Annotated in this window: 6 protein-coding genes; 4 read left to right on the top strand and 2 right to left on the bottom strand. The window is 42.9% G+C overall.

Annotated features, from left to right (window positions below):
- Nucleotides 1–2: 2 nt before the first annotated feature.
- Complete coding sequence (locus ACSQ8P_RS29840; RefSeq protein ID WP_436238506.1) at nt 3–1,109, top strand: glycoside hydrolase family 88/105 protein; 1,107 nt, start codon at nt 3–5, stop codon at nt 1,107–1,109.
- Nucleotides 1,110–1,131: 22 nt separating this feature from the next.
- A complete protein-coding gene (locus ACSQ8P_RS29835) occupies nt 1,132–2,103 on the top strand; it encodes a bile acid:sodium symporter family protein (protein WP_436238505.1) in 972 nt (323 codons plus the stop codon).
- A 41-nt stretch (nt 2,104–2,144) separates the two neighbouring features.
- Here the strand turns inward: ACSQ8P_RS29835 and ACSQ8P_RS29830 are convergent, their stop codons facing one another.
- Nucleotides 2,145–2,930, bottom strand: a complete 786-nt coding sequence (locus ACSQ8P_RS29830; RefSeq protein WP_436238504.1) for a HipA family kinase — start codon at nt 2,928–2,930, stop codon at nt 2,145–2,147.
- Between the two features lie 532 nt (nt 2,931–3,462).
- On the opposite strand from ACSQ8P_RS29830, the gene ACSQ8P_RS29825 reads away from it, so the two are divergent.
- Nucleotides 3,463–3,957, top strand: coding sequence for a hypothetical protein (locus ACSQ8P_RS29825; RefSeq protein WP_436238503.1), 495 nt, complete (start codon nt 3,463–3,465; stop codon nt 3,955–3,957).
- A gap of 91 nt (nt 3,958–4,048) precedes the next feature.
- On the opposite strand, the gene ACSQ8P_RS29820 is transcribed toward ACSQ8P_RS29825, so the two are convergent.
- Complete coding sequence (locus ACSQ8P_RS29820) at nt 4,049–6,559, bottom strand: S-layer homology domain-containing protein (protein WP_436238502.1); 2,511 nt, start codon at nt 6,557–6,559, stop codon at nt 4,049–4,051.
- Nucleotides 6,560–7,161: 602 nt separating this feature from the next.
- On the opposite strand from ACSQ8P_RS29820, the gene ACSQ8P_RS29815 reads away from it, so the two are divergent.
- Entirely contained in the window at nt 7,162–13,281 is a 6,120-nt protein-coding gene (locus tag ACSQ8P_RS29815; RefSeq protein ID WP_436238501.1) for an S-layer homology domain-containing protein, read from the top strand.
- Nucleotides 13,282–13,525 lie beyond the last annotated feature (244 nt).

The following is a 13,525-nucleotide window of genomic DNA, read 5'->3' as shown; positions in this document are numbered from 1 at the left end:
ATATGAATTATCAAATGCTGGATCAAATGAGAGATCAATATATGAAAAGTGAAGAAACTTGGTTTTCTTTGAGATGGCATTATATTGAGAACTGCATTCTCAAATCCTATTTGGACAGCTACAAGCAATCGGGTAAAGAAGACTATTACCTGTTCGTCAAAAGTTTCATTGATCGTCTATATGATGAAAATGGCAAAATCCCGGCCATTGATGTTTGTTATTATAGTATTGATCAAATCAGACCAGCGACCATTCTTTTTGACTTATACAAGAAAGAGAACGATCCCAAATATAAGCAAGTGCTTGACTTGATTTATGAGCAGTTGAAGACATATCCAAGAACAAAGTCCGGAAGCTTCTGGCATAAAGAAAATTATCCGAATCAAATTTGGCTGGATGGACTTTACATGGGGCAACCCTTTTATGTGCGCTATATCAAGGAGTTCGAGGAAAAGAAGGACTATTCCGATACAATAAATCAATTTTTAAACGTCAAAAAGTTTATTTTTAATGAAGTGAATCGGTTATACTACCACGCGTACGACGAGAGCAGAGAGATGTTTTGGTGCGACAAAACGACGGGGATGTCTCCGAATGTCTGGGGACGTGCTGTAGGCTGGTTTGTGATGGCCTTGGTGGACGTGCTTGAGCTTCTGGAAGATGAACCTGCTGACAGCGAACCACTGAAAACGATGTTGCAGGAAGCGCTAGATGGCATGTTGCCTTACCAGCATAGCGGGGGTATGTGGTATCAGATCGTTGATATGGGCGATAGATCAGGGAATTACTTGGAATCAAGTGGAACCTTGATGCTTGCTTATGCCATGTTGAAAGGTTCGCGCCTTGGCTATCTTGTTAAAGAATACGCCGAGCAAGGGAAGTCTGCATTTGATGGCACTGTTCAGCAATATCTCCGTGAGGAGAATGGAGAAGTGCTGCTTGGTGGGATCTGCAGAAGTGCAGGACTTGGAACTAACCCTGATACGGGCAAGGTACGTGATGGGACATTTAAGTACTATACGGAGAACGAAATTATCGTGAGTAATAATGGACATGGTGTAGCGCCACTGCTTATGGCCTATAGCGAGGTTAAGCTATTAGAGCTGTAAAGTCTTGTTGGGAGAGAAACCAATGCTGAATAAATTAAACAAGAGCCTGGAGAAATGGCTTCCGCTGATTACCCCTACGAGTGTTATTCTAGGAATTATTTTGACAGTATGGCTAAAGTCCTTTACTTACTTAGTACCATGGATTTTCGGTTTTATGACATTTACAGGCAGCTTAAGTATGAACTTTAAAGATTTAAAAAGAGTATTAATACAGCCGTTCCCGATTTTCGTCTCGATGATTGCTCTGCATGTGTTGATGCCTGCTGTTGCATGGATCTTTGGAAATGTGTTTTTTCATGATGATGTTTATCTGAGAACAGGGCTAATTCTAATGGTAGTCATTCCTACTGGTGTCGTAAGTTTCATGTGGGTTTCCATTTATAAGGGGAATATTGCGCTAACGTTGTCGGTTATTTTGATTGATACATTATTATCGCCGTTTCTCGTGCCCTTTACGATGGAGGCGTTTCTCGGCGTACAAGTCAATATGGATGTTTTTGGTATGATGAAAGGCCTTTTCTTTATGATCGTCCTTCCGTCATTACTGGGTATGCTGCTAAATCAACTTTCGCAAGGAAAGGTGAAGGAGAAATGGGGCCGCCACTTATCGCCTTTCTCCAAAATAGGATTGGCTTTCACCATTGCCATTAACAGCGCTGCTGTAGCACCTTATTTCACTAAAATTGACAGTAAGTTGGTCCTGACAGCTTGTGTGATTGTCGTGATGGCTTCATCTGGCTATGTCATTGGCTGGCTGATCGCCAGATGGCTAAAGTGGGATCGTGATATCATGGTTACCATGGTGTTTAATAGCGGTATGAGAAATAATAGCGCTGGTGCGGTGCTGGCCATTTCGTTTTTTCCACCCCCAGTCGCAATGCCTGTAATTATGTGCATGCTTTTTCAACAACTACTCGCTTCCTTGTTCGGGCAATTATTATGTAGATCCCCTGAATTGATAAAACGGAACCCTGTATCACAAAAAACGATCTAAGGGGAAGTCACGTGCCCACTATATTGAATGCGTTTTAAATATCAGGAAATTAAGCCCCTTCCATATTTTTTTGCAAATTGATACACCGAATCGGCAAATGTTTTTTTCTGCACTTTGAGATAAGTAACAAGGGCCTCTTTGTCTTGAATCGGTACACCCCAATCCTCAGGAATTTCCCGAATCACTTCTTCAATAAGGGTTTCCGGTAAAGCAAGGATCTGTTCAATGTATGAAGAGAGTATCGATGGATCTTCAAGCATGCCCATAGTCCAAATATGAACGATAGAATCCTTTTTAAACTTATCGTGCTTTTGCAATGTTGCTTTGTTCCATTTATATCCTCCCGGAAAACATTTACCGTGATCGATCATATGAATATCATATTTGCCTTCCGGTAGCCGCTCCAAAAGAATGTTGCTTTTTGTACGGTCAGAGTTATGCACCCAATGATCGAATACGAAAATTCCGGCCAATACTTGGTTATTTTTGATTTCCATTTTAGTCGGATGAGGAGGTTGCTTCGAGAGGCCTCTGCAATTGTCTATAAATAGGCTCGCAAATTGTGTGCCTGGATTGTATGTGGAAGAAAACTTTTTCGGTATATATTGTATCTGCTGCGCTGTCATATTCACTATTTTAAATGGCACTATAGGCAAAGAAAGGTGTTGCCCTAATCTGGCGATCACGAATTCATTTACCAGTTCCCTTGTTCCGTGGAAATTGTTTTTACATTTTACCGCATAACGGTTTCCATCATTAAATGACAACAAATGTGCGGCTTTTCCAGACAGCGTCTCCAAATATTTTATCGGTTCTAATGATGTCATCGCTCCGCAACCCTTCTTTGATAGAATCTAACATTACAATATTCAAAAATAATTTAAGAGTATGGACAAAAGGGATATTATTTTTCAAACCTGGCGTTGCTGAGGTGCGGTGAACCTTATCATAAATAATGGTTAAGGGGGCACTAAGTTAACGAAAAACGTTAGTTCAATGAAATAGCGACAGTCTAGGACTTTTTTCTAGTCCTTTGCTGTCGCTGTTTCTTTCTAAGGTTAGTCTAAAACTTAGTCAATGAAGTCTGACGGTATGACAATTCGAAAAGCCGCATGGAATAAAGACACCCAGTCTAACACTCCACTCCTTTATGTTAACTTGCTCCGATTATAAAAAAACGCTACTGACAACAGTATGTCATTAGCGTTATAACATTTTTGGGGCTTACTCCCGAATTCGATTTCGGAATGCGTCAGTACACGATATGGATGTTGCTGCGTTCCCCGATCTCAACTTTGGTGTAGCTGTTCAAGACAAATTTTCAATTCATTTGTACAATCATCACTAGCAGCATTTCATATGATGAATACAGAAATATGCATAGGGGTGATTGAATTGAAGTTCAACTATTCCATCCGTACACAATTTAGCTTTTTAGCAAAAGATCGTATGTTAAGTTGTATTTTAGCCAGAATTGCGAGGCAACGTGTTAATATAACCGCTATCACTGTCATTAAAAAACATAACCAAAGTAATAGTCTTAGGCTCGTAGCTGGTTCACCCGATACGGAAAGCCCGAGCGATCTTTGGATCGTCAGAAGTATATTAAAGTCTTTTGGCGTTAAGTTCAGAGAAGAGAAAGTCGTTCAAGTGAAAAATATTACTCCTAATGTTCCAGGTGTATTTAATAGCATCTTCGGCGCAGTTTGGTGCAGGGTAAAAGTGAAAGCAATGTATGATGGAGAGCAGAACGCCTCATTCCTCAATGTTTCCGATGTAAAAAAAACGATACGGATCTTGTCGCAAAAAAATGTGCGACAATGCCCGAAAAATTGTCGAAGCTCCAAATTCTAGATTTTTTTGAGGCAATATATAAAAGCAGCAGGTAAGGACGCGGTGTCCCTGCCTGCTGCTTTTATGTTGTTCGTTAAACGAATAAACGAGATTAGTTCAGTGAATTCAAAAGTGTTTGTAATTGCGTGTTGAGTTTTAGAGCATTAAGGATGATTTGCAAAGCCTCTGCGCGTGTGGCATTGTTCTTCGCATCAAACGTTCCATCCGCTTCTCCACTGATGATACCTGCTTGTGCCTCAGCTTTGATCTCTTCTGCTGCATAAGAACCTTCCAGATCATTAAACTTTCCTTTAGTTACGTCCTTTGAAACGTTGTCAAGGTTTAAGAGACGGGATAAAAGAACCACCATTTCCTCTCGTGTGATCATGTTATTCGGCTTGAATGTGCCGTCCTCGTAACCACTGATGACCCCAGCATTTGCAAGATTTTTAATTGCATCTTTTGCCCAGTGATTAGCAACGTCTTTCATTCCAGCGCTAGTATTGCCTTCAGCCTTAATATCAAAAACACGACTTAATATTATTGCAAATTCAGCACGAGTGATATTACCATCCGGATTGAAGCTACCGTCCCCGTAACCTTCAATCACATGTAGCTTAACAAAAGTATCGATCGTCTTTGCAGCCCAGTGCCCTTTAGTGTCTGAAAGTGTTACAGTAATCGAAGTTTTCAGAGCTTCCTGAACGCGAGACTCGATATTTTTAACAACATTGCCGTCACTCTTCACAACATCCGATTTGAACACATCTTTTGGAGGCGCAGTTAAAGGAGCAGGAGCTGGATCCGGTGTCGAATCATCGCCAGAAGAGCGAGTATAGATAGTGATGGCTTTGGATCCCACCACTTGGGCTTCATCGTTCGCAGTTGCCTGAACGGTAATCGTACCAGCATACGTTGCTGTAAGCAGACCATCCGCATTGATCGTTGCTGCCCCTGTCCCGGGAATTACTGACCAGCTAAAGGTTTTATCAGTTGCATTGTTAGGAGTTACCTCCGAACTAAATTGAAGAGTATCTCCAACGTACATGGAACTACTAGAACTGGAAACTGTAATAGAAGTAACAAACAGAGCAGCTCGTATGACATTGACTGTATAGTTCATCGTTGAGCCATCTTGTGCAGTTACGACATAGCTAATGATATTTGACCCTAGAATCAAATCAATCTGATTGTTAACTGGAATCCCATTATGTTGTATTGCAACCGTCGCGTTACTATCCGATGTTGTATATGTAGCCGTAGTGACAGAAACATCGTTTGGCACGGTTGCGCTGTAGTCGTACACACCTTCACTAACTGATGGATTCAGCGTGATACCACTTAAATTTATTGAGGTTAAGGCAGCATTATTTGATCCAGCTCGTGTTACAGTCACTGTATAAGGTTGTATCGTTCCATCTTGAGCCGTAACAACAACGCTAATGACATTAGAGCCCACACTTAATGGGATCGGATTACTAGTTGAAGCTCCATTGAACAGTAACTCCGCTGTCGCATTGTTATCCGATGTGCTATAAGTAGCTTCGGTGACTGACACTTCGTTAGGCACAGACGCCGTATACGCATACACATTTTCACTAACTGTTGGAGTCAGCGTGATTCCGCTTAAATGTAGTGAGGTTAAGGCAGCATTATTTGAACCTGCTCGTGTTACAGTCACCGTATAGGGTTGTATCGTTCCATCTTTAGCCGTTACAACAATGCTAATGACATTAGCGCCCACACTTAATGGGAGCGGATTATTAGTTGAAGCTCCATTAAGCTGTAACTCCGCTGTCGCGTTGTTATCCGATGTGCTATAAGTAGCTTCGGTGACTGACACTTCGTTAGGCACAGTTGCCGTATAGGCGTACACATTACCACTTACCGATGGATTCAGCGTGATACCACTTAAATTTAGTGAGGTTAGCGAAGCATCCGAAGAAACATTTTTCTCATATATGAGTTTCGTACCTGAATACAATGAAAGTGGCGTTGACGACATAGAACTAATATCAGACTGAATGACAAATGTGACATACCCATCTACTGTGTAAGAGGATATACCTTCCATTGCATTGCCATGGTTGCCAAGTGGGTCAGTATCGTAAAATGATAAATTTTTATTCGTCGAATGGGCGAATACTTCCGTTTGACCATTCACAAGTTCACCATCAGTCCCATAAACAGCAAACTTCACATCTACATAATTCGTGTCATTGATATGCGCTACCGGTTGTCCTGCTTGAACGACATGATCTGCAGAATATGTCGGCTTTTGTGATGAAGCTCCCTCGAAATTTATAGTCGTAGAACCAGGATAGCTATAAGTGGGGACCCAACTGATACTACCGTCACTCACATAGAAGCCGACGATTTTTTTATTGTTGTCTGTTGGTATTATTACTTGCTCTTGATTGATTTGACTACTTTGGTCCGTTGTTTCCAGACTTCCATCTGAGTATCTAACATATAATTGCTCAGTAGCATTTAACTTATCCAGGTTAAAGTTAAAAGTTAGGGAGGGTGTTTGTATCACACATCCGCTCAACAAGAACAATATCAGTATCGAAGCTAAAACAACACCGTATTTCGAAAAACATATCTTGGTTCTACCTCTCATAAAATTCCTCCAATTCATAATTTACATGACATATAGGACAATTATATATTGAAAATAGGGCTAATTACTCATTTCACAAGAAAAAATATGTCGAATTTCAAAACTATTTATTTGAGATATAATAAAATAACTATTTCACAAGCAATTCCATTCCGTGTATACTTCGAAAGTCCTAATTCAGCCGATATCTGTATAACCTAACGGCAAACGAGTGTTTAATAAGAAAATAGGACTTTCAACTCATTCCTTTTTATAATTATATTCACTGATCATCAAAGTTTATTTGGCCTATTTGCTGATGGACAAACACTTACTGCCCGAAATCTCTTATGAGCTTTAGCTCGATCCATTTAGGAGGGGCCATAGAACATGCTGCCAGCATGTTCCAAGAAATAGGTAAAAATAATGTGCATTCTGGTTAATTTATTTTCTTATCTGCGTTTCTTATTACATATATAATGACGAAAGCACAACAACATGGAATATGGCCTAACGAAATATCGAATTGGAAGGGAGTTAAATTAAAGCGCTTACAGAAGTTGGTGAGGGCAAAGTACTAATTAAGATTTCATACTCGTTTTAATAAAAAGGAGTGAACCTGTGTGATAAAAAGTAAAAATCTGCAGAAAAGCATGGCGGTTTTCCTAGCATTGTTCATGGTAATTTCGTTATTTCCAACGAAGCCTGCTTTTGCGGCTGACTTGCCAGTTAAGGTGGTGACGATCGACAGCGACGCTGCCGATACGAACCCAGCAAATACGTTTAAAGGTTATGGCGTAGTATCCGGTAATAACACCTCCCGTTTGCTTTTAGATTATAAGGACGAGCATCCTACCCAATATTGGGAAATTATGAATGGATTATTCAATCAGGATACGGGTGCTGGCATCAATGACATCAAGATTGAGATGGGCAACGATTCCAACACGTCATCTGGAACTGAGCCAGCTACGAAGCGCTCTGACGATGAGTCGGCTAATGTTCGGCGTGGAGCAGGATTCGTATTTGCAGCTGATGCGAAGACCATTAATCCGAATATGAAAGTAAGTATACTTCGCTGGACCCAGCCGAGTTGGGTTCAACCATGGAGCGATGGGAATACGGATCCAACACTACCTGCTACACTAGCGTCATACGAGCGAATGTACAAATGGTACAAGGATACCGCAATTGCCATTCAGGATACATATGGCTATTTACTCGATTACATCAACCCAGATCGTAATGAAACGAGCACACCCAATGTGAATTTCATTAAATGGTTTGCGAAACGGATGCGGGCAGATACTACTTTCCCTAACTACGATAAGATTAAAATTGTCGCTTCCGACGAGAACACTACACTCAACATCCCAACGAAAATGCTAGCCGATGCCGATCTCATGAATGCGGTTGACGTTATGGCTTACCACTATAACTTGGCAACAAGCCCAGACTATCTGAAGGTAAATGAGGAGAACAAGAAGGAAGTTTGGTACAGTGAGGGCGTGGCCCCACAAACTGCAGCCAAATATCGCGCTAATTCTGATAGCGTATTCGGCGGTGTTGGTAGTGCGCTAGACATTGCTGGTCGTTTCATTGGGATGTATACCCAAGGAAGACGTACGCATTATATGTTTCAACCAGCTGTAAGCGCCTTCTATAGCGGTGCTCCTTATAGCAGCAAGGAGATTATCTCAGCCAAAGATCCATGGTCTGGTTACTATACACCTGATGTGGGCATCAACACGACCATGCAATTTACCCAATTTGCCGCAAATAACTGGATGTACATTCCTAATGCGAGCGCGGGTGTCATTGGAAATAGAGGGAACAGCGAGATGGACGGCAACGTTACAGATGCTGAATATAACCGTCTAACCTTTGTAAGCCCTGATAAGAAGGATTTCTCCGTGGTCATGGTCAATGACAGCGATCGCGTAGCTAATTACCAATTTGATGTGAAAAAGAATATTAGCAATGCAGGCAAAACTCTGCAGGTGTGGGAGACACGTGGACCTGACGCTGGACAAGCGTATGATGCCAATTGGTATCAAAAGCTTAGTGATATTGCAGCTACGGATAATGGAGATGTCTATTCGTATACGCTAACTGTGAAACCGCACGCCATGGTCAGCTTAACGAGCACAGTCACTAACCCAAACACGGGTCATGCTCGTACACCTTATGTAAGAAACAATCAAATCCCAGCGCAAAGCGTATTGGATGTTGCAGGCAGCAACCCTGCTATTCTGTATGAAGATGATTTTGAGTATAGCAACTATCCCGTTGTGAATGGCCTAAGTTACCTTGAACGCCGTGGGGGTACCCCGCGTTATACGGCAGATCAGGGAGGTGCGTTTGAGGTCTATACGGGCATTGGGATGAACGAATCTAACGGATTGAAGCAAATGATCTATTCGGGCAATAGACCAGGCACTTGGGCTACGACCCCGTTCTCCTACACGGTGCTTGGTGATGAGCGCTGGGCGAATTATGAAACTTCGATTGATTTCAAAATGGATTTGGATGGGACCCACACGGGTGAGAACTATGTCGCGTTAGGTTTGCGTCATACGTTGAATGGAACGACATCCGATTCAGAGTCAGGTTATAAATTCCGAGTATATGCCGATGGCACTTGGCGTCTGATCCGCTTCACGGCAACAGTGGCATCTGGCAGTATGGATAACTTCGATGCTAGCGCGTGGCACCATATCTCCATAAAAGCAGCTGAGAAATTTATCACGGCTACGATAGATGGTAAGATTCTCACAAGCTACACCGATAATGCTGGTGGAGCACCACTCTCTGGGCAAGTCATGATTCAGAGCAGTGTTCGCCAGTCGATCTTTGACAATTTGAAGGTAGAAGCTGTTAATGGCTATGTACCTTATGCAACAGATCGTGTGGACGACCTTGATTCCCGAGTAACCTATCATGAAGGCAGCTTGCCATGGGGGCATAGTCTATCAGGTGGTGCAGGTCGAATTAACCGGACAATCACAACTAGCGGAACGACTATCCTGCCTAGCAATTCTACGAAAATCGAGGGTACACCGAATCGGTGGTACTTGGTAAGAAATGAAGGAAATACATCAGCATGGAGCTCTAATACCTCCAATGCTTGGGCAGGAGAGACTGGCAGCTATGCCTCCTTCACCTTTAGCGGGACTAGCATTGCAGTCTACGGAATTCAGCAGGGAACAAGTCCTGTAGCAAGAATGGATGTTTATCTGGACGATGCACCTGGCTACACCAATGACGTCTCTAAGCGGGTTCTACAAAACTTTAAGTTCAATAACGGCTCCGCCGAGCAGCAAATCTACTCGGTAACGGGTCTTGCACCTGGCACGCATACGATAAAAATTGTCAAAACTGCTGCTGCCTCCGGCGCAGGTAACTACATTTCCATTTCGAAAGCAGTGGTTTCGGCTGATAACACTTCTCCTACTTATTTGGAACTGCCTTTCACAGGGACAGGATTTAATCTAGTAGGTGATACAGGCAGCGGGACACTCGACATGTACGTGGATAACACACTTGTGGATTCGAATGTTGTCATACCTGCAGCTACTATAAACCGTTCGAACACCTACTCGTATCGTGGACTATCTAATGGATCTCATACATTAAAGGTCGTCATGAAGGATGGCAGCATTTCCATCGACGCCATTGATATCATGGGAGCTATTTATGGCACGGTTTCCAAAACAGCACTTACTTCCTTGATATCACAGGTAAGCAGCTATATCGAGGAGGATTACATGCCAACCGAGTGGACGGCATTTACGAACGCTTTGACCGAAGCGCAAGTTGTGCTGGCTGATGCTGCGGCAAGCCAGTATGCGATCGATTCTGCAACGACTAAACTTCAGACTGCTTCAGATGCGCTAAGATTGAAAAAACAGCCTGTAACGGTAACCGGTGCCTATGCCACAGTTGTTGCTACCAAAGTGGGCGAAGCAGTCGCGGGTCTGCCAACAAGTATTAAAGTTACACTTGCTGATGGTACGACAAACGTGGATGCTAACATTAACTGGGTCAACAACACAGCAAGTAGATTCATGGCTCCATATTCCACCACGTCAATCAAAGGGGAGGTCGTTGGCGGTAAGAACCTTTTTGTGAATGCTCAAGTGGAGGTAATACCTAGCGATTTGGTGTACTTTATCGACCCTGGCGTCGCTGGTGATGTAACGCCACCTTTTACAGCAATTAAAAATTTGATGGGTATAGGCTTGCTCAACGATAAGGCCGATCAACCATCGACAAGTGATACGGTTTGGGGGCATACGCCAACGGATGCGAATTACAAGTACAAAACGATCACTGGTGCGGTCGTCGCAACGGACAAAAGTCAAACAGGTGTCTATGGTTCGGACACGAAGAATAACCCACTCGTGTATGTGCTCCCTTTAAAAGCAGGTAAGTACACGATTACATCCTTTCATCGGGACTGGTGGAACAATACTTCCCGTACGATGGACATTACCTTGAGCTATCAGGATGCCGGGGGACTGCCCGTAACAAAGAATGTACGAAGTGGCTTGGTTGCAGGACCGGATGGCACGTCGGTTTCCTACGACTTTAACCTTCCTACAGACGGGACCGTGAAATATACGGTAAATAATACCTATACAGGAAATCAAGCCGCACTGATTAGCTATCTGGGTGTAGCGAAGAAAATCGTAAATCCAGCTGACCAACAAGCTGTAGATGCCGCGAAAGGCATCATCGACGCAGGTACCTTTGACGTTAACAAGACGATAGCCAACACCGAGAATGATGTGAAACTATGGTTAAGTCAAACCATTAATGGCTTAGCTGGCTTGAATGTGACTGGTGTTACGGTAGGTGAAATTACGTATGTATCCTTCCAAGCCGCGAGTGGCGATACGGACGGCAGCTTTACTTTCAATGTTCCACTATCCAAAGGTAATGCGGATGCAACGAGCGTAGCTGACGGTACGATTATAGCACTAGATTCAACCAAACCTGTTATTTCTCTAGTTGGAGATGCTGTGGTAAACCTTGCCATCGGTTCGGATTATGTGGATGCTGGAGCTACGGCATTAGATGATCGAGAAGGCGATATCACAGGGAATATCGTGACGACGGTTACCAGCAATGTCTATAACGGAACTTCCGTCAATACATCAGTAGCGGGAACTTATACGTATCACTACAATGTGAGTGATGCTGCAGGTAACGCAGCTGCGGAAGTAACGCGACAAGTGATCGTATCCGAAAATCCCGATGTAATAAAGCCAATCATTACGTTAAACGGTGATGCGATTATTTATCTAGCAAATGGCGCGGGTTACATCGATGCTGGAGCTTCGGCTGCAGATGATCCAGATGGCGATATTACGGGGAATATCGTGACAACGGTAACTAGCAATGTTTATAGTGGCGTGTATAGCGGAACGACTGTCGATACAACTTTAGCGGGAACTTACACGTATCACTACAATGTGAGTGATGCTGCAGGTAACGCAGCTGCGGAAGTAACACGCACAGTCGTTGTAGCCGACAAAGAGCAAACCTCAACGCCGGATCCAGAAACACCGTCAACGCCGTCAACACCGGAAACGCCTCAAACTCCGGAGGATTCGACAACACCAGAATCGACGTCGACTCAGATTTTAAAAGATGATGATTTATCAGCTGCAGTTGCGGGTACGATTACAGCTAAATTGAAAGACGGCAAAGATACCGTGCTGCTGCCAAGTCATATTACTGACCTAGTTGGAAATAACAGTCTTCAATTAGTGCAGAAAGATTTTACAATCGAATTCTCCAAGGAAGCGCTCAAAAATATCCATGGAGCTGTTACTGGCACGCAAGCTGATGGTGCACAAATTAGCTTCTCAGCAACGGTTGCCTCTAAAGATATTGTGACCAATCTTATTAATAATCAGGCTATTAACGGTTCTGCTCGTTTAGCCACGGCAAGTGATGTATATGATTTTAACTTAAATATGGTTACAACTGATGGAACTCAAATACCTGTAACAACGTTTAAGGAGCCTTTGGTACTCTCATTTAAAGTGAATCCGAATGCGGATCCTAATTTGTTAGGCGTGTATTATATCGCAGCAGACGGAACCATTCAATATGTGGGAGGAACTTTGGTTAATGGCGTGATGACCGTCAAGGTAACACATTTCAGTCAATATGCTGTGCTTGAATTTAACAAAACATTTTCAGATGTAAGTACAACCTCATGGGCAAGCGGTGTTATTAAGAAAATGGCGGCAAAGCATATCATTGATGGTGTTACTGAAACAGAATTTAACCCGGAAGGAAACGTGACACGGGCACAATTTGCAGCTATGCTTGCACGTACTTTAGGCTTGAAAGCGGAAGCGGTTAGCAGCACTCAATTTAAGGATGTAAATCCTGGAGCATGGTATGCAGAGGCGATTGCTGAAGTTAATGAAGCGGGTATCGTATTTGGACGCAGCTCAGATACATTTGCACCTGACGATGCCATTACGCGTGAAGAAATGGCAGTTATGACCGTTCGTGCCTATGAATATGTGAAAGGCAAGAAAGTATCTGTGACGAACACCAACTCGTTTAGTGATCATGCTCAAATCCAAGAGTGGGCACAAAACGCAGTAAGTGCTGCACAAGCAGTTGGTTTGATTCAAGGACGCAGTGCGAATCAGTTTGCTCCACAAGAGCTGATGACACGTGCTGAAAGCGCACAAGTAATTTCCAATCTTTTGAACTAAATGCAGAAATAAATTAGTCATAACGAAGGACATGTACAGCAGGGATTCCCTGTGAGTACATGTCCTTTTCGCGTAAGTAACTAACAATGAGTGATCTCACAAATCTGTGTAAAAAAATGTTCAATAGAGAGCCACATCAGGAATAGCCCTCCTGTAACAATAAACACTGCTCCCGCAATCGCAATCCAAATATGCGACTTCGTTCTTCCGATTTTGCTCTTATTACCCTTATCCCATTCATCCG

This window comes from Paenibacillus sp. LjRoot153, from assembly GCF_964253085.1.
Taxonomy (GTDB): domain Bacteria; phylum Bacillota; class Bacilli; order Paenibacillales; family NBRC-103111; genus Paenibacillus_E.
This window is presented reverse-complemented; position numbering and strand designations above follow the sequence as displayed.